Here is a 17,096-nt window from a genome sequence, read left to right on the forward strand (position 1 = left end):
ACGTGCGTGCTCCTCCCGGTACGTCGTCCGGGGGCCAGGTTAACCATCGCAGCGGGTGCCGCACAGGCCACGGTGAGTCACTCGTGACCGGTCCGGCACCCGGGCGGGGCGGACGGGCTCCGTTCAGGTGGTGGGTTCCTGCGCCCCCACCAGCCACATCGCGAAGAACTGCGCGCCGCCGCCGTACGCGTGCCCCAGAGCCCGGCGGGCCCCCGGGACCTGGTGTTCCCCGGCCCGGCCGCGTACCTGGAGGGCGGCCTCGGCGAAGCGGATCATGCCGGACGCGCCGATCGGGTTGGTGGACAGCACGCCGCCGGAGGGGTTGACCGGAAGGTCACCGTCGATCTCGGTGACGCCGGCCTCGGTGAGCTTCCAGCCCTCGCCCTCCTCGGCGAAGCCCAGGTTCTCCAGCCACATCGGCTCGTACCAGGAGAACGGCACGTACATCTCGACCGCGTCGATCTCCCGGCGCGGGTCGGTGATGCCGGCCTGCCGGTAGACGTCGGCGGCGCAGTCCTTGCCCGCCTGCGGGGAGACGAAGTCCTTGCCGGCGAAGAGAGTGGGCTCGCTGCGCATCGCGCCGCCGTGCACCCACGCGGGCGGATGCGGCGAACGGGCCGCGCCCGCCCGGTCGGTGAGGACCATCGCGCACGCACCGTCGGAGGACGGACAGGTCTCGGAGTACCGGATCGGGTCCCACAGCATGGGCGAGGCCTGGACCTTCTCCAGGGTGATGTCGTGCTCGTGCAGGTGCGCATAGGGGTTCCTCAGCGCGTTGCGCCGGTCCTTGTACGCCACGAGCGAGCCGACCCCGTCGGGCGCGCCGGTGCGCCGCATGTACGCGCGCACGTGCGGGGCGAAGAAGCCGCCGGCGCCGGCGAGCAGGGGCTGCTGGAAGGGGACGGGGAGCGAGAGCCCCCACATGGCGTTCGACTCGGACTGCTTCTCGAAGGCCAGGGTGAGGACGGTGCGGTGGACGCGTGCGGCCACGAGGTTGGCGGCGACGAGCGCGGTGGACCCGCCGACCGAGCCGGCCGTGTGCACGCGCAGCATCGGCTTGCCGACGGCTCCGAGGGCGTCCGCCAGGTACAGCTCCGGCATCATGACGCCCTCGAAGAAGTCGGGGGCCTTGCCGATGACGACCGCGTCGATGTCCGCCCAGGTCAGTTCGGCGTCGGCGAGGGCGCGCGCGGCGGCCTCGCGGACCAGTCCGGCGATGGAGACGTCGTGGCGGGCGGCGACGTGCTTGGTCTGGCCGATGCCGACGACGGCGACCGGCTCCTTGCCCGTCGCGCGCGGTGCGCCGGCGGTGGCGGAGATGCCGGATGTGCTCATGCGCGGTCCCCTTCCAGGACGGCGACCAGGTTCTGCTGGAGGCAGGGGCCGGAGGTGGCGTGGGCGACGGCCCGGTCGGATGCGCCGCGGTGGATGCGGGCGGCCGCCTCGCCGATCCGGATCAGGCCGGCGGCCATCATCGGGTTGGCGGCGAGTGCCCCGCCGGACGGGTTGACGGCGACCGTGGCGCCGAGCCCGAGGGCCTTGCGGAGGACGACCTCCTGGGAGGAGAACGGCGCGTGCAGTTCCGCCGTGTCCACGGGGGCGTCGAAGAGGCCCGCGTGCTCGGCCGCGGTGCGGGTGGACGGGGAGTCGGTGAGGTCGCGCAGGCCCAGGGCGTGCGCCTCGATGCGGTGGTCGATGCCGGTGATCCAGGCGGGGCGTCCGCACAGCCGGCGCGCGAGGTCGCCGGCTGCCAGGACGACGGCGGCGACGCCGTCTCCGACGGGCGGGCAGTCCCCGGTCCGCAGGGGCCGGACCTGGTAGTCGCCCTGCGGGACGGCGCCGCGCAGCTGGGCGTGCGGGTTGGCCCCGGCGTCGGCCCGGCTGCGCGCCGCGATGGCGGCCAGTGCGGGTTCGTCGGTCTCGCCGGCGTCGATGAGGGCCTGGGCCTGGAGGGCGGCCAGGGCCACCGAGTCGGGCCAGAGCGGGGCGAGGTAGTACGGGTCGAGCTGGCGGGTGAGCACGTCGCGCACGGATCCGGGCGAGGACTTCCCGTACGAGTAGACGAGCGCGGTGTCCGCCTCGCCGGTCTGGATCTTGACCCAGGCCTCGTAGAGGGCCCAGGCGCCGTCCATCTCGACGTGGGACTCGGAGATCGGCGGCCAGGCGCCGACCCCGTCGAGGGTCATGGTGAAGGAGAAGGCGCGGCCCGCCAGATAGTCGCTGGAGCCGGAGCAGGTGAAGCCGATCCCGTCGGCCTTCAGTCCCGTGGCGGCCAGGACCTCGTGGAGGACCGGCATGACCATCTCGACTTCGCTGAGTTCGTCGGTGCGGCGCAGGTGGTCGCTCTGCGCGAAGGCGACGACGGCCACGTCGCGTGCGTACCTGCTCGTCCTGGGCCCGGTCATCAGATGAGCTCCTTGTACGCGTCGTAGTCCGCGTCCGGTTCGCCGGTGGGGCGGTAGTGGTCGGGGTAGCGGCCGCCTTCGGTCCAGACGGGCTCGACGCGCAGGCCCATGCGGACCTCGTCGTAGGGGATGCCGCCGATCCGGCCGTGGAGGGCGAGGCCGGCGCCGTCGAGGGCGATGTGGGCGTAGACGTAGGGGACCTCGATGTCCAGGTTCTTCGCCTTGATGTTGACGATGCAGAAGGTGGTGACGGTGCCGGCCGGACCGACCTCGACCTGGTCGGTGGTGGCGACGCCGCAGGTGGGGCAGGCGCCGCGCGGCGGGACGTACACCTTGTGGCAGGAGGGGCAGCGCTCGCCCACGGTCCGCCGCTCGGAGAGGGCGTTGATGTAGGCGGTCTGCGCGCGGCCGGGGCTGTAGACGTAGTCCAGGCGGGCTTCGGCGACGATGCCCGTGACGGCGTCGCGGAACACGCCGTCGTGGGGGGCGGGTGCTGCTTCGGGGGCGGGTGCGTCGTCTTCGGACGGCTCGAAGCAGGCGATGTCGGTGATGGCGCCGGAGCGTTCGGCGGCCCAGCGGACGCGTACGCGCATGCCGGTGCGCACGGCGTCGGGACCGGGGGCGTCGAGGGCGTGCAGCAGGGCGGTGTCCGCGCCGTCGAGCTTGACCAGCACCCAGGCGAAGGGGGTCCCGAGGGGCTGGTTCGGGCGGGGCCGGCCGTTCCAGGCCCAGGTGGTGACGGTGCCGGTGGTGGCGACCTCGACGAGTTCGCGGATCTCCTCGGAGGTGACGGGGTCGTACTCGACGGGCGGGACCACCACCCTGCCGTCCGAGGTCCTCACGCCGAGGACGACGCTCTCGCGCAGGCCGGTGAGGAAGGCGCTCTGGACGGGCCCGAGGGACCGGGTGAAGGGGAATTCGACGACGAGAGGCGCGCGGAGCACCTCCGGTGGGGAGGCAGCTGTCATGGTGGCTCTCCGATGCTGTTGATTGCGGGTGCGGGCGGTATCCGGCGGCCCGGCCAAGGCTCCGGGGCGCCGGACCCGCCCTGCGGGCGAAACCCTTCCGGCTGCGCCGGCGTTCAAGGCCCGGGACCCGGGCCATGCCCCGGCCCCGGCCTCCGCCGTTCGGCGCACGAGACCTCGGCAGCGCCCCGACGCCGTTCGAAGCACGAGACCTTGGCAGTGCCCCGGCGTCGGCCTGGGCGGGGCTTGGGGCGCAAGGGCCGGGCGGGGAACCGGATCTCGGCCCCGCGCCCCTCCGGACACGGGGGCCTGGGCGGACCCCCGCCACGGGCCCCGAGCGAGGCTCGAGGCACAACGCCCGGGCGAGGCGCCGGCCTTCGACCCCGCCCGTTCGGACACGGGCCCCGGCGGAGCGCCGGCCTCCGCCTCGGCCGAGGTCCGGGAGGTGACGTCCGGGCGGGCACCGGCTCCCGGCGCCCCCGCTCCGGCCACGGGGCCCCGGTCTCGTCGGCCGGCCGCCGGCCCGGCGGCCGCGGGGGCCGGGGACGAGCCCCGAGGCGCCTACCCGCCCGCGTGCGAGGCACCGCGGCGGCACGGGACGACGGCCCGCTACTCCCGGCGGTACACCGCGGGCCGCTTCTCCGCGAAGGCCCGCGCTCCCTCCTTCGCGTCGGCCGTGTCGAAGACCGGCCAGCCGCGAAGGAGTTCGGAGGCCAGCCCCTCGGACTCCGTGAGCCCCGCGGTCTCGTAGACCGACGCTTTGACCGCCTCGACCGCCAGCGGCCCGCACGCGTTGATCTGCTCGGCGACCTCCAGGGCCGCGTCGAGCGCCGTGCCGTCCGGGACGACCCGTCCCACGAGGCCGATCCGCGCCGCCTCCGCCGCCGAGTACGGGCGTCCGGTCAGCAGCATCTCCAGGGCGTGCGTGCGCGGGATCTGACGGGGCAGCCGCACCGTGGAACCGCCGATGGGGAAGAGGCCCCGCTTGACCTCGAAGAGTCCGAAGGTGGCGCCCTCGGCGGCCACCCGGATGTCTGTGCCCTGGAGGATCTCGGTGCCGCCCGCCACGCAGTAGCCCTCCACGGCCGCGATCACCGGCTTGCGCGGACGGTGGTGGCGGAGCATCGCCTTCCAGTGCAGGTCGGGGTCGGCCTTGAGGCGGTCCCGGTACTGGTCGCCGGCCATGCCTTTGCCGGCCAGCGCCTTGAGATCCATGCCGGCGCAGAAGTCGCCGCCCGCGCCGGTCAGGACCACGGAGCGGATCTCGTGGTCGGCGTCCGCCTCCAGCCAGCCGTCGTACAGCCCCACCAGCAGCGGCAGCGAGAGCGCGTTCTTCGCCTCGGGCCTGTTCATGGTGAGCACCAGCGTGGCGCCGCGGCGTTCCACGGTCAGGTGTTCCGTCCCACCCATTGCCGTCCTCCCGTCTCAAGACCTAGAACAGGTTGCAGTAGGGGACGGCGCAGTTCAATAGATTCCTGACAGTCAGTCAGATTTCTTGGGCGGTGCCCTTCCCAGTTGCCTGCCCCGGCGCTCTAATGACCGCCGGAGCAGCCGGCCGCGGGGGCCAGTCATCGGGAACAACGGGGTCAGGAGGAACGGTGGAGTACAACCTTGCCGACCTGTTCGAGTCGGTCGTGGACGTGGTCCCGGACCGCGAGGCCCTCGTGTACGTGGACCACCCCGGGACGGGCGCCGAGCGCCGCCTCACATACGCGGAGCTGGACGCTGCGGCGAACCGGATCGCGCACCACCTGCTGGACAGCGGCCTGGCGGCCGGTGAGCACCTGGGCCTGCACCTCTACAACGGGATCGAGTACCTCCAGACCGTCCTGGCCTGCCTGAAGGCACGGCTGGTTCCGGTGAACGTCAACTACCGGTACGTGGAGGAGGAACTGGTCTACCTCTACAACGACGCGGATCTCGCCGCGCTCGTCTTCGAGGGCGAGTTCACCGAGCGGGTGGCGGCCGCGCTGCCGAGGGCTCCGAAGCTGCGGCACCTGATCCGGGTCGGCGAGGTGCCCGAGGGGGCTCCGGAGCCGTCGATCGCCCCGGTCGCGTACGCGGACGCCGAGGCGACCGGATCGCCCGGGCGCGGATTCCCGCCGCGCAGCGCGGACGACCTGTTCATCATCTACACCGGCGGGACCACGGGCATGCCCAAGGGCGTGATGTGGCGGGCGGAGGACCTCTTCTTCGCCGGGCTCTTCGGCGGAGAACCCTCGGGCGAGCCGGTGAAGCGGCCGCAGGAGCTGGCGGAGCGGGTGGCGGCGCGCGGGGCGGGGCTGACCTTCTTCCCGGCTCCCCCGCTGATGCACGGGACGTCGACGCTGACCTCGTTCATCGCCTTCAACTACGGCCAGCGGGTGGTCATCCATCGCAAGTACGTGCCCGAGGAGGTGCTGCGCACGATCGAGAAGGAGAAGGTGTCGAGCGTGTCGCTGGTCGGCGACGCGATGCTCAGGCCGCTCATCGACGCCCTGAACGGTCCCCTGAAGGGCGCCGACCTGTCATCGCTGTTCAGCGTCTCCTCGTCGGGGGCGATCATGTCCGAGACGGTGCGCGCCGAGTTCCAGAGGCTGGTGCCGAACGTCCTGCTGCTGAACAACTTCGGGTCCTCCGAGTCCGGCTCCAACGGGCGCGCCACGGACGACTCCGGCCCGGAGAGGGGCTTCCGTCTGGAGGTCAACGACCGTACGCAGGTGGTGGATCCGGTGACGCACGAGCCGGTGGCGGTCGGCGAGCCGGGGCGCCTCGCGCAACGTGGCCACGTGCCGCTCGGCTACTACAACGACCCGGAGAAGACCGCGGACACGTTCTTCCAGAAGGGCGGGGAGCGCTGGGTGCTGCTGGGCGACATGGCCACCGTCGACGAACAGGGCATCGTCACCGTGCTCGGCCGCGGCTCGCAGTGCATCAACACGGGCGGCGAGAAGGTCTATCCGGAAGAGGTCGAACAGGCGCTGAAGTCGCATCCCGACGTGTACGACGCCCTGGTGGCCGGGGTCTCGGACCGGACCTGGGGCAGCCACGTGGCCGCGGTGGTCCAGGTGCGCCCGGGAGCGGAGGCGCCGACGCTGGACGAGATCCAGAGCCACTGCCGAACCAGGCTCGCGGGCTACAAGATCCCGCGCCAGCTCGTCATCACGCCGGCCATCCAGCGCTCGCCCAGCGGCAAGGCGGACTACCGCTGGGCGAAGGCGGTCGCGACGGAGGCGGACTCCGGCGGCACGGGCACCCGTACCGCGCGCTGAAAGACCGGCGGGCCCGGGTTCGACGCCGTGTCGGACGTGACGCGGCGTCGAGCCCGGGGCGTTCGCCCCGGTCAGGCTCCGGTGGCCAGGAAGCGCCCGACGCGCTCCGCGAAGCCGGCGGGGCCGTCCAACCAGGGGAAGTGCGCGGCGGCGGGCTGGACGTGGAGGATCCCGGCGGGGAACGCCGCCGCGATCTGCTCGGCGAGGCCGGGCGGCGGATTGCCGTCCAGTTCGCCCGCGAGTACCAGCACCTCCCCCGCGACGCGGCGCAGGGCCGCGCGGACGGCGGGCGGGTCACAGGCGCCCGGGCCGGCGAAGGCAGCGGCCGCCTTCTCGTTCTGCTCGTGCTCACCCGCGGCGCAGTGCGCCTGCGCGACGCCGTCCCAGCGTCCGTAGAAGAGGGGCGCCGCGCGGTCCCGTTCCTCGTCCGTGTCGGCGCCGCCGAGGATGCGCCCGTACGCCTCCGCGGCCGTGTCGTACAGCTCGGCCCCGACCTGAGGCGGGCCGCCGCCAGCCGTTCCTGCGCGGTGCTCACCAGGTCGAGCACCCAGGCGGTGGGGGTGACCAGGACGGTCCGGCCCAGCCGCTCCGGATGCGCGGCCGCATAGAGCAGGGCGAGGTTTCCGGCGGCCGAGTGGGCCAGGAGGTCCATGCGCTCCAGACCCAGATGGACGCGGAGCGCCTCGACGTCGGCGACCTGCCGGTCGGCGCGGTACGTCGACTCGTCCGCCGGGACGGCGGAGTCGCCCGTGCCGCGCATTCGAGGCAGAACAGACGATCACTCGTTCGAGTCATTGATTTGACCTGCGAGGCCCTGGCAATCTACCGAATGATCGGTCGGCTCTTGGACCTTCTCACGATGAGGTGACGACATGGCGGTGCGGGCGGGATCCCACGACGACGGCGAGCGGCTGGGCCACGACGAGCTGGCCGCCCTCCAGCTCACGCGGCTGCGGGCCACCCTGCACCGCGCGTACGAGCGGGTGCCCTTCTACCGGCAGGCCTTCGACAAGGCCGGTGTGCATCCTGACGACTGCCGCTCCCTCGCCGACCTCGCCCTGTTCCCGCTCACCACCAAGGCCGATCTGCGCGGCCAGTACCCCTTCGGGATGTTCGCGGTACCGCGTTCCGAGGTGCGCCGCATCCACGCCTCCAGCGGCACCACCGGCCGGCCGACCGTCGTCGGATACACCGACGGGGACCTCTCCACGTGGTCCGACGTCGTGGCCCGTTCGATACGCGCGGCAGGCGGCCGCCCCGGGCAGATCGTCCACGTCGCCTACGGCTACGGCCTGTTCACGGGCGGCTTGGGCGCGCACTACGGCGCCGAGCGCCTCGGCTGTACGGTCGTGCCCGCCTCGGGCGGGATGACGGACCGCCAGGTCCGGCTCATCGAGGACTTCCGGCCGGAGGTCATCATGGTGACCCCTTCGTACATGCTGACCCTGCTGGACGAGATGGAGCGCCAGGGCATCGACCCGCGCGCCACCTCGCTGCGGACGGGCATCTTCGGTGCGGAGCCGTGGACCGAGGAGATGCGGCGTGAGATCGAGGAGCGCCTCGACATGGACGCGGTGGACATCTACGGCCTGTCGGAGGTCATCGGGCCCGGCGTGGCGCAGGAGTGCGTGGAGACCAAGGACGGTCTGCACATCTGGGAGGACCACTTCTATCCCGAGGTGGTCGACCCCCTGACGGGTGCGGTGCTGCCGGAGGGCGAGCTCGGGGAGTTGGTGTTCACCTCCCTCACCAAGGAGGCCATGCCGGTCATCCGCTACCGGACCCGCGACCTGACGCGACTGCTCCCCGGCACGGCACGGCCGGCCTTCCGCCGGATGGAGAAGATCACGGGCCGCAGCGACGACATGATCATCCTGCGCGGGGTGAACCTGTACCCGACCCAGATCGAGGAGATCCTCCTGCGGACGCCGGGGCTGGCGCCCCACTTCCAGCTGCGGCTGGCCCGCGAGGGCCGGATGGACACCCTGACCGTCCGGGTGGAGGCCCGACGGGAGTCGGGCGCCGCCCTGCGGGAGGCCGCGGCGGCCGGCGTGGTCGAGGCGGTCAAGGCGGGGATCGGCGTCTCCGTCCGGGTCGAGGTGGTCGACCCGGAGACCCTGGAGCGCTCGGTGGGCAAGATCAAAAGACTCGTGGACCTCCGCACCCCCGGCCGTCCCCCGATGCCCTGACATGGGCTTCCGCGAGTAACAGGGATGTCGCGACGGCCTCGTGAGCGGCCGGGACCGGCCGGCGTGGCGCGATGCGCGCACACCTTTGCCGGCACTGCGGCGGTGGCCGCCCGGCTTGCCCCCACGGGCTGCGCCGATCCCGATGCCGACCGGACGCATGACGCGGGCGACGCGGGCGACGCCACCTACGGGTGTGCACTCTTGGTGCTGTTCGAGATCGGGTCGGCCCTTGCGAACCACCCTGGCCGCGATGACGTGCCGGTGGGTTTTGAACAGGGGGTGCGCCGGGCCGTTCCGGTTCGCCTCTGCGGGCCGGCCGCAGCAGCCTCGTTCGTCACGTGACGATCTCGGGCACCCTCGTTTTCGTCTCCGTCAGCACCTGCACCCTGTGATCTCGATTGTCGGGTGAGTCTTGTCCAGTCACCGGTTCACAGCAAGGATCACGGCATGTCCAGCGACCGTCTCATGCGCATCCACAGCGCCGAGTTCCAGGCCATGGCCGAAAGGGTCCTGCGCGTCACCGAGCTCACTTCCCGGCTGAACGTCCTGCCTTTCGACGACGAAGCAGGCAAGGCGGAAATGTTCGAACAGATCCTCGGCAAGCCACTGCCGCCGAAGGTCACGATCTATCCGCCCTTCTACACCGACCACGGCCTGAACCTCGACCTCGCCGAGCGCGTCTTCATCAACCAGAACTGCACGTTCCTGGACTATGCCGGCATCCGGCTCGGCGAGCGCGTGATGATCGGACCGAAGGTCACCTTCATCACGAGCGGCCACCCGGTTGATCCCGAGGAGCGGCGGCTGTACCTCACCGGTGCACCCATCGACGTGGCAGAGAACGTGTGGATCGGTGCCGGTGCCACGATCCTGCCAGGCGTCAGCATCGGCCGTGACGCCGTGGTGGCCGCCGGCGCGGTCGTGGCTGATGACGTACCGCCGGCAAGCCTGGTGACCGGCGGCAAGGCAACCGTGCACCGCACGTGGTGACGTCCTCTACGAGGCCGCGCCGAGCCCGGCTGCGGGGCAGCCGGGAGGCAGACCGCCCTCCGCTCGATCACTGACCCTGCACAATTGATCACCTGGTGCGGTGACCGGCGGAGCTTCGTCGCGGTCACAGCAGATGCGAGTCGTGCTCCACGCGGCGGGACGGGCCACCACCGGCGCCGTAGCGTTCGGCGAGCAGCCGCTTGCGATGGCCTCTGCGGCGGAGGGCGGTCACGAGGACGATGACGACGCAGATGCCGATGCCGAGCGCCGGGAGGAGGACGGCCACCATCAGCCAGCCCGCCAACGCGACAAGGCCCCCGGAGTCCCCGATGGCGTAACGGGAGAGTGCCTGGGAGGAGCAGGTGACCTTGTAGTCGCCTGCCCGCTGCACGTCGACGGTGTAGAGCGGCGTCCAGGTCTCGTCACTGGTGAGGAAGACGTCGGCGCCCGGATCGTCGAGACCTGGGGTGCCCGGCCCGGTGATGTCGCAGGCCGGTCCGGGCGACCGGCCCGGGTACTTGACCCAGACGGTCCTCTCGCTCCCCGGCTCGAGCCGGAGGGTGACGGTGTCGCCGTTGGCGAACTGGCGGCCGGTGTCCACCGAATCGAGCGCGTCGGTGAACCGGTATGTGCCGATGGCCGCGCCCAGCACGATCAGCACGACGGCGATCGCGGCGGCTGCGGCGTACCAGTGACGGCCGGGCCGGAGTTCGTTCGCCGGTATCTGCGGCGGGGAGAAGGGCTGCATCGACACACCCTAGATCGTTCCGCCTGAGCGGCGACCGGCCGGGTCCTGCTCGGGGACACGGTCATGGGACGTCCTGACCTGCGCAATTCGTCTCGCGCGCGGGGGCGGTCGCCGTCCGCCTGCCTTGTTGATCACACCGCGGACGCTTGAGGCGGTTGATGCACCGTGCGACGGTGTTGAGCTGCTTGTTGGCCTGGCGGTCGAAGGCGGGCGGCCTGACGCCCCGGCTGCCTCGTCGGCCGGGACCCGTTCTCCGGGCCCGACCGCATGCTGGTGAGCTCGTACGATCGTGGAGTCCACCGACCCGTCCCAGGCCAGGTCCTCTTCGGTGTCGGCCCTTGCCGTCACCGCGGTGAACACCCGGCCCCACATGCCGTCCAGGGCGCACATCCGTAGCGGTGGTCGACCCCTGGCCAGACCCCGCGAGGTCCCTCCGGCGCAGCCACCCCGTTTCGGTGTCCGGTCCGGAAGTAGCGGTTCCATCCGCGCCCATCGCACATCACTCGACGGCATGACCTGACAACGAAAACCAGCACGCGGGCCGCCGCCCCGCTCGGCACGTACGGAATCCGGCGCCGGGCTTGGCCGCCATCATCCCGCTCCTCGCAGTACGTTACGCCAAACGCCCCAGTTGGCCCCTTCGGCCACATAGATGCTCGCTGGCGCCGCCGGGCCGGAGAGTTTGTCCATCCGCGTGTCAACTGCCGCTGAGACCCCATGAGTCGAGTCCTCCGTAGATGTGGGCCCTCAAGCAGCGGGGGGCGTCAAAGCCTGAGGCTTCTCCGCGATAGACGGCGATCAGCGAATCCCTGCCCCGCCACCAGGTGTCAGCGAGGCCCTGGACTTCAGGTACCGGCTCGAAGCCTTCCAGGTCCAGGTCATCGACGGCACTGCCCTTGATCTTCGTGATGGTCTCGGCCCAGTAGCCCGCGTGGGCGGCCAGTGCCAGGGCTTCCACCCATCCCTCTGTGCTGGCGTGCAGTGGTATCCAGCGGTCGGCGTCGATCCCGAACTCCCCTCCCTGCCCGATCATGAACCCGTGAGCCATGGAGACGCGACAACCGCCGGCCGGGAACCGCCATCCGTCCACGGCCGAGCCTGCGGGAACATCCGCTTCCAGAACGCGCGGGCCACCCTCGTATGCGGGGGCAGGGGGCAGAGCTATGCCACCCCAGCGTTCCTGGAAGGCCACGGCCCGGTCGATCTCCGCAGCCGGTATCCCCCGCTCGAGCCACACCTCCCGGCACAGCGTGAGATCGCGGCGGGGAACACGCAGCCCATGCCCCTCGACGAAATATCTGGCTCGGCGGCTCAAGCCCTCCGGCACCAGGGGGGTCAGCGGCACTCGTGCGTCCCCCGTCACTGCTGACTCCTGCCGCGGGAGGGGTGCAGCACTGCCGCGGCGATCTCCCGCACGCGCTCCCGGGTGATCCCCGTGCGCTGCTCAACGGCGAGAGGGTGGGCGGTAGGTTCAAGTTCGATGAACGGGCGCTGGCCGATCGGGCGGGTGTGGACGTTGGTCTTGAGGTTGAGAGTTGTGGGCGCGTAGACCGGCAGATCGGTTGTGAGCCAGCCGAAGTACGGCCTCTCGGACTCCCGGCCTGGCGTCTCCCAGAGGTCCGCCGCGCGGGAGAAGTTCTCACGACTGAGAGACACCCAGGCGCCCCAGGAGAACACCTCGTCGCTACCGATCACCGGTATCTCGATCAGGCCTTTGACAAAGTAGTGCTGCGCCTGGATCACGCACCGGTCTGACGAGAGCAGGCAGTCGCCGGCGTCAGCGAAGGACGGATCCCAGACAGCCGGGGCCTCGGCCATGTAGTTCATGGGCAGCTCAGGGTGGTGGGCGCCGCAGCACGAGCAGGCGAATCCGAGCTCACTGGTCATGACGGGGAGCCTAGCGACCGGCTTCGGTGCAACCGGCCGGCACCCACCCGCTCCCAAGGTCCGCACCCCCGAGGCGGCCGACCGCTGGACCTGGCTGATCCTGAGGCTGGCCCGGCCGCTGGCAGCCGACCGGCGGGGTCCGCGGGAGAGGCCCGTCTGCTCGGACAGGCTCACCCCGACACGGGTCCGCCGCGACTTCCGGCACATCCGCCCCACGCTCGTCTGCCCGGCTGGAGCACCGAAACCCACCCGCCCCGGACCTGGGCGGCCTCCCGGACAGAAGAACACCCGCCCCACCCACGCCAGGACGTCCCCACCCCGCACAACGGGCACCACCACGCCCCGGGTCGGAAACCGACCACCCCAAGACCCAGCCGCACACGTCCAACAATCAAGTCAGCGGCTGTCCGATGGGTCGTTTGAGCTGATGGCCTAATGTTCGTCAGAGGAAAGGGGCCGCATGCCACGCGATACAGCCGAAGCTGAGGCGGGGATGAAGGGGATCACGTTTCCTGCCTGGCACGGAAAGCACTATGTGACCCTGGCCGAGCTGCTGGTTCGCCTCGGTAGCTTCGGCATGGACCTGACGTGGCGCGTCGAGTTCGACGAGTTCGTCGATCCTCGCTGTGCCGAGATGGAGCGGCTGTCTGTCGGCGAGGGCATGGACACGTTGACGCTGTTGTCGTTGACGACTCCCTTCCTGCAGTTGATCGATGCTGAAGCACGTGGGTTCGCCAAGGACAAGCTGGTTGTCGTCCTGACCGAATTCGACAGCTCCGTGTGGGATGTCAAGGCTGACGACGAGCGCGTGCTCAGCGAACTTCGCCACCACTACCCGGGTGCCGAGGATCTCTGAACGGCCAGCTTCACACTGGACGAAGCCATAGGCGGATCGTGGCCACGGTGGCGTCCCGTGGAAGACGTACGCCCTCTTGTCGTAGCCCGTGGCGATGTCTGGGAAGTTCTCGAGCGGGTTGATGGCCCGCGAGCGGGGCAGAGTACGTCTTGCTGCCGCCGGAGCCAGGACGTAGAGGACGCCCAGCCGAACGCGACGGCGCCGACGACCTTGGCGGGCGGGACGGTCGCGGCCCCCCAGGCGGCCGGCGGCCGCGGTGAGGCCCGCTCCGTCGGCGGGGCTGTAGGCAGCGGCGACAGCCCGGGCAACGCCGAGGGGGATCGTGGCGGGAGAACACCTTCTGTCGCGGGCGGAGTAGGCCAAGGCTGGGATTCGGCCGGGCTTGGCGAGGCGGGCGTCGAGCAGGTCGGCCGCGGCTGCTCGGTGGCCGGGGCGGGGGTTTGGGGGGTGCGAACGGCGGCCTCGGCCCAGCGACGGGGGACCGTGGGGTGGACGTACGATCACGTCGTGGATTCCTCGAGGGAAGACGTGAACCGTGGGTCTTGCGAGCAGCCTCCCAGCGGCACGCAAGAGCAGCATGGCGCTGGAGGGGTGATCGGCGCGGGCAACCGTGTGAGGTACGTGATCGTCGCGCTGCGCGGCGCCACGGCCTGCTACCAGGCCGTCGATGACCCCTCGCGGACAGGCAAGACCAGTGCGGCCTGGTTGGCGCAAGAGTTGGGGGCTGACCTGTCGGATCTCCCCGGCCGTCATTACACCTGCTGGGAGACACCTGCGGAATACGGCGTCATTCAGAGCGGTTTCGAGCTGGCCTGACTCGCAACGGCAGCAGCCACTTTCCGAAGAATCAGCTGTCCGACCATCTGAAAATGGCGCGACGTGGAGTCCGGCCGGCCAAACGGTGGCGGTCTGGTCGAACGGGTGGTCAGAGCACGCGCTAGAGCTTGTTGATGCACCGCTCGACGGTATTGCGCTGCTGCTACGCCTCGCGGTCGCAGGCAGGCGGTCGACCGCCCGATCGACCTGGCCTTTTAGGCATGGCGACCTGGTCGGAGGGTTGAGGGATCACTGCCCGATCCCTCGCCGACGGAGATGGGTCCGGATCGCGCGGGACGAGTAGCTGTTGTCGGCCGGGACCAGGTCCGGGGTGGTATCGGGCCGGCCGACCGCTGCGTCACGCGTAAATGGGCCACGATCTCGGGGAACACGGGTACGTCGCCCGCATGGCCAGGAGTGAGGGACGAACGAGCGGACGGCAGCGGCTGTCCGCGGCGAGGTGGATCTTCGTGGTCGGACCGCCGCGGGACCGGCCGAAGGCATGATGCTCCGGCTCGCCGACCCGGGCCCCTCTTGACGGGCCACCACGGCGTGCCGATGAGGCCGGACGATCACGGAGTCGACCGCGACGGCCGTCGAGGTCTCCGTGGGCGTCGGTCCGAGCGAGCAGCGAGGTGGAGACCTTTTCCCAGGTGCCGTCGGCGGTCCCCTTTCCGCAGACGGTTGTGGGCGCCTTCCCACGAGCCGAAGTGCTCGGGCAGGCGCATTCACGGGGTGTCGGTGCCGCACTTGAACGCCATTGTGTCGATCATGCGCCGGCCGTGATTCCGCCACTGCCCTCTCCGTTTCGGCGTCCGGTCCGGCAGTAGCGGCTCGGAGATGGGAACGGGACTCGGTTCCGAACGCCGACGAGCGCAGTCCCGGCTTCGCACGGGCGCGCGCCCCCGCCCGCTCCGGAAGCGGTGTCGTCGCCCGAGGGGCGCCGCGGGCCGTGCAGGACTGCTACGACGCGAGCTACGGCGCGCCCGAGGAGTCCGTGCGGGCCAGGTCGTCCACGGCGTCCAGGGCGAGGGTCCACGGGTACGGTTCCGTGCCGCCCAGGCCCGGCGGGTGGGGGGTGAAGCCGCCTTCGCCGTACAGCACCCGGACGCCCGCGCCGCGGAGGACGGCGATGCTCTGCTCGAACTGCGGGTGCCGTGCGAACGCCGTGTTCACGCACGGCATGACGGCGAGCGGGGTGCCCTTCCCCATGGCCTCGGCCGCCACGCCGACGACGAACCGGTCGGTGAGTCCCAGCGCCCAGGCGTTGACCGTGTTGAACGTGGCCGGGGCGACGAGTATCGCGTCCGCCACGGGCCACACGTCCGGGTCGGCCGGCTGCTTGTAACGGCTGCGGACCGGGTGTCCGGTGAGCGCGGCCAGGCCGTCGGTGCCCCCCGCGAGCCAGTGGGCCGCCGTCGGGGTCAGGCCGAGGCACACGTCCCAGCCGCGGGCCTGCGCGTCCTCGATCACACGGGCGACGTCGAAGACCGGTGGGGCTGCCGAACACAGGAGGTACAGGGTGCGCGTCATGCGCCACAGTTGACCAGATGGCGCGGGCGGCGCGTCAGCGGGGTCCCGGGGGTACCAGGCCCCCCTCGTACACGGCGACGGCCGCCTCCACCCTGTTGCGCGCGCCCGGTTTCCCGAGCACCGAGCTGACGTGCACTTTGCGCGCGCAGTCCGGCGACGACGCGGTCTGCCCCCGCGGGGACAGTCAGGCCCCGGCCGGCCCCCACCGCGTGCACTCCGTTCAGCAGTTCCCTCGGGTCGTCGGCCTTGAGCAGGAAGCCGTGGGCGACGCCCTCCTCCAGGGCACGGGTGATGTACTCGTCCTGACCGCAGGTCGTCATATGATCACGCCCACGGTCGGCTGTGCCCGGTGCAGGCGCGGCACCGCCGTCAGCCCGTCCAGGCCGGGCATCCTGATGTCCAGCAGGACCACGTCCGGCCGGTGCCTGCGGGCCAGCGGGACCGCGCCGTCGCCGTCGCCCGCCTCCGCGGCCACCTCGACCGACCCTGACTGCGCAGCAGACGGTAAACCACCCCTTCGGTCCCATTTCGGTCGGGCTCCCGGGAGCCGACGGGCCCGTCCGGGTAGTGCATGGGCGTGACCTCGACCCTCCGGCGGCTCCACGACCGGCTCCAGGGCTCCTACGTCGGGCTGGCCTGGAGCCGGGGCCGGGAGATGGAGCTGATGCACCGGGCGATGGGCTTCGCGGCCCTCGGATTCCTCACCCTGGTGCCGCTGCTGGTGGTCGTGGCCGCCGCGGCGCCCGGGAGCGGCTCGGGGTTCGGCCGCTGGCTCGGCCAGGCCCTCGGCGTGACGGCGTCCTCGCTGACCCGGATCGAGATGGTCTTCGGCGCGGCGGACACGGCGCTGGAACGGACCACCGCCTTCGGTCTGGCCGCGCTGGCCGTATTCGGCCTGACCTTCGGGGCCGCCGTGCAGACCGGCTACGAAAAGGTGTGGGACCTGCCGACCGCCCGGTGGCACACCATGTGGCGGCACGTTGTCTGGCTCGCCATGCTGGTCTGCTACCTCGCGCTGCTCGTGGTGATCCCCGCTCCATCGGCCGCCGGCCTCGGCACGGTGCTCGGCACGCTCGGCGACCTCGTCGGGACCTGTCTGTTCTTCGTCGCCTCGCAGCGTCTGCTGCTCGGCGGCCGGGTCCGCTGGCGGGCCCTGGTGCCGGGAGCGGTGACGACCAGTATCGGGCTGCTGGGGCTGCGGCTCTTCTCGCAGCTGGTGTTCTCCCCGCTCATCGCGTCCAACGCCGTGATCTACGGCCCGTTCGGGACGCTGCTGGTGGTCCAGTCCTGGCTCGTCGGCGTCGGCTTCGTGGTCTACGGCGGCGCGCTCGTGGGCCGTCTCGTGCACGAGCACCTCACTCTGCGGCGCCTGCGCCGCAGCGGCCTGCTCCCCTGGGACGACGCCCGGCACCACGGGAAACCGGACTGACCGCACGCTGCCGTACCGGCCGTACGG

At 71.4% G+C, this 17,096-nt stretch carries 17 protein-coding genes and 3 pseudogenes; 8 read left to right on the forward strand and 12 right to left on the reverse strand.

All coding sequences use genetic code 11. The features are described from left to right. Nucleotides 1-123 precede the first annotated feature (123 nt). The 4 genes from ACZ6JS_RS08495 to ACZ6JS_RS08510 all read right to left on the reverse strand — a co-directional run bounded on the left by ACZ6JS_RS08495 (nucleotide 124) and on the right by ACZ6JS_RS08510 (nucleotide 4,780). A complete protein-coding gene (locus ACZ6JS_RS08495) occupies nucleotides 124-1,335 on the reverse strand; it encodes a thiolase domain-containing protein (RefSeq protein ID WP_469296842.1) in 1,212 nt (403 codons plus the stop codon). After that, the gene (locus ACZ6JS_RS08500; RefSeq protein WP_469296844.1) at nucleotides 1,332-2,405 is read right to left on the reverse strand and encodes a thiolase domain-containing protein; all 1,074 of its coding nucleotides are present in this window, start codon (nucleotides 2,403-2,405) and stop codon (nucleotides 1,332-1,334) included. The genes ACZ6JS_RS08495 and ACZ6JS_RS08500 overlap by 4 nt, the downstream gene beginning before the upstream one ends. Further along, on the reverse strand, nucleotides 2,405-3,373 hold the full coding sequence (locus ACZ6JS_RS08505) for a Zn-ribbon domain-containing OB-fold protein (RefSeq protein ID WP_469296845.1): 969 nt from the start codon (nucleotides 3,371-3,373) through the stop codon (nucleotides 2,405-2,407). Before ACZ6JS_RS08505 ends, ACZ6JS_RS08500 begins: the two co-directional genes overlap by 1 nt. 606 nt (nucleotides 3,374-3,979) lie before the next feature. Continuing rightward, nucleotides 3,980-4,780 (reverse strand): crotonase/enoyl-CoA hydratase family protein, encoded by an 801-nt coding sequence (locus ACZ6JS_RS08510; protein WP_469296847.1) that lies wholly within the window; start codon nucleotides 4,778-4,780, stop codon nucleotides 3,980-3,982. Nucleotides 4,781-4,968: 188 nt separating this feature from the next. On the opposite strand from ACZ6JS_RS08510, the gene ACZ6JS_RS08515 reads away from it, so the two are divergent. Continuing rightward, nucleotides 4,969-6,621, forward strand: coding sequence for an acyl-CoA synthetase (locus ACZ6JS_RS08515; protein WP_469296849.1), 1,653 nt, complete (start codon nucleotides 4,969-4,971; stop codon nucleotides 6,619-6,621). Between the two features lie 71 nt (nucleotides 6,622-6,692). Here the strand turns inward: ACZ6JS_RS08515 and ACZ6JS_RS08520 are convergent, their stop codons facing one another. Together ACZ6JS_RS08520 and ACZ6JS_RS08525 are read right to left on the reverse strand one after the other, a co-directional pair. Continuing rightward, nucleotides 6,693-6,872, reverse strand: a complete 180-nt coding sequence (locus tag ACZ6JS_RS08520) for an alpha/beta fold hydrolase (protein ID WP_469297175.1) — start codon at nucleotides 6,870-6,872, stop codon at nucleotides 6,693-6,695. 335 nt (nucleotides 6,873-7,207) lie between these two features. After that, nucleotides 7,208-7,381: pseudogene (locus ACZ6JS_RS08525) on the reverse strand (alpha/beta fold hydrolase); the annotation flags it as partial. A 112-nt stretch (nucleotides 7,382-7,493) separates the two neighbouring features. Between ACZ6JS_RS08525 and paaK the strand changes: the two are divergent. The 3 genes from paaK (at nucleotide 7,494) to ACZ6JS_RS08540 (ending at nucleotide 9,800) form a co-directional block, all read left to right on the forward strand. Then, a complete protein-coding gene (gene paaK, locus ACZ6JS_RS08530; protein ID WP_469296850.1) occupies nucleotides 7,494-8,810 on the forward strand; it encodes a phenylacetate--CoA ligase PaaK in 1,317 nt (438 codons plus the stop codon). Between the two features lie 63 nt (nucleotides 8,811-8,873). Next, nucleotides 8,874-9,152 carry a hypothetical protein gene (locus ACZ6JS_RS08535; RefSeq protein WP_469296852.1) on the forward strand — a complete coding sequence of 93 codons (279 nt, stop codon included), beginning with the start codon at nucleotides 8,874-8,876 and terminating at the stop codon, nucleotides 9,150-9,152. Between the two features lie 105 nt (nucleotides 9,153-9,257). Next, entirely contained in the window at nucleotides 9,258-9,800 is a 543-nt protein-coding gene (locus ACZ6JS_RS08540) for a DapH/DapD/GlmU-related protein (RefSeq protein ID WP_469296853.1), read from the forward strand. Nucleotides 9,801-9,924: 124 nt separating this feature from the next. Here ACZ6JS_RS08540 and ACZ6JS_RS08545 read toward each other — a convergent pair whose 3' ends face one another. The 3 genes from ACZ6JS_RS08545 to ACZ6JS_RS08555 form a co-directional block, all read right to left on the reverse strand. Continuing rightward, nucleotides 9,925-10,554: a hypothetical protein gene (locus tag ACZ6JS_RS08545; protein ID WP_469296855.1), complete on the reverse strand. Its 630-nt coding sequence runs from the start codon at nucleotides 10,552-10,554 to the stop codon at nucleotides 9,925-9,927. Between the two features lie 691 nt (nucleotides 10,555-11,245). Then, complete coding sequence (locus ACZ6JS_RS08550; protein ID WP_469296856.1) at nucleotides 11,246-11,911, reverse strand: hypothetical protein; 666 nt, start codon at nucleotides 11,909-11,911, stop codon at nucleotides 11,246-11,248. After that, the gene (locus ACZ6JS_RS08555; RefSeq protein ID WP_469297161.1) at nucleotides 11,908-12,375 is read right to left on the reverse strand and encodes a DUF2199 domain-containing protein; all 468 of its coding nucleotides are present in this window, start codon (nucleotides 12,373-12,375) and stop codon (nucleotides 11,908-11,910) included. The genes ACZ6JS_RS08550 and ACZ6JS_RS08555 overlap by 4 nt, the downstream gene beginning before the upstream one ends. Before the next feature lie 112 nt (nucleotides 12,376-12,487). On the opposite strand from ACZ6JS_RS08555, the pseudogene ACZ6JS_RS08560 reads away from it, so the two are divergent. The 3 genes and pseudogenes from ACZ6JS_RS08560 to ACZ6JS_RS08570 all read left to right on the forward strand — a co-directional run. Continuing rightward, nucleotides 12,488-12,858 (forward strand): annotated as a pseudogene (locus tag ACZ6JS_RS08560) (hypothetical protein); the annotation flags it as partial. 37 nt (nucleotides 12,859-12,895) lie between these two features. Further along, on the forward strand, nucleotides 12,896-13,291 hold the full coding sequence (locus ACZ6JS_RS08565; RefSeq protein WP_469296858.1) for a hypothetical protein: 396 nt from the start codon (nucleotides 12,896-12,898) through the stop codon (nucleotides 13,289-13,291). A 507-nt stretch (nucleotides 13,292-13,798) separates the two neighbouring features. Continuing rightward, complete coding sequence (locus tag ACZ6JS_RS08570; protein ID WP_469296859.1) at nucleotides 13,799-14,107, forward strand: hypothetical protein; 309 nt, start codon at nucleotides 13,799-13,801, stop codon at nucleotides 14,105-14,107. Nucleotides 14,108-14,273: 166 nt separating this feature from the next. Here the strand turns inward: ACZ6JS_RS08570 and ACZ6JS_RS08575 are convergent. The 3 genes and pseudogenes from ACZ6JS_RS08575 to ACZ6JS_RS08585 all read right to left on the reverse strand — a co-directional run. Then, nucleotides 14,274-14,500 (reverse strand): annotated as a pseudogene (locus tag ACZ6JS_RS08575) (hypothetical protein); the annotation flags it as partial. 582 nt (nucleotides 14,501-15,082) lie between these two features. After that, the gene (locus ACZ6JS_RS08580; RefSeq protein ID WP_469296860.1) at nucleotides 15,083-15,640 is read right to left on the reverse strand and encodes a flavoprotein; all 558 of its coding nucleotides are present in this window, start codon (nucleotides 15,638-15,640) and stop codon (nucleotides 15,083-15,085) included. A 316-nt stretch (nucleotides 15,641-15,956) separates the two neighbouring features. Further along, complete coding sequence (locus tag ACZ6JS_RS08585; RefSeq protein ID WP_469296862.1) at nucleotides 15,957-16,115, reverse strand: response regulator; 159 nt, start codon at nucleotides 16,113-16,115, stop codon at nucleotides 15,957-15,959. A gap of 96 nt (nucleotides 16,116-16,211) precedes the next feature. On the opposite strand from ACZ6JS_RS08585, the gene ACZ6JS_RS08590 reads away from it, so the two are divergent. After that, a complete protein-coding gene (locus ACZ6JS_RS08590) occupies nucleotides 16,212-17,069 on the forward strand; it encodes a YhjD/YihY/BrkB family envelope integrity protein (RefSeq protein ID WP_469296864.1) in 858 nt (285 codons plus the stop codon). The last annotated feature ends 27 nt before the right edge of the window (nucleotides 17,070-17,096 follow it).

The sequence above is a fragment of the Streptomyces sp. NPDC046349 genome, assembly GCF_055587885.1.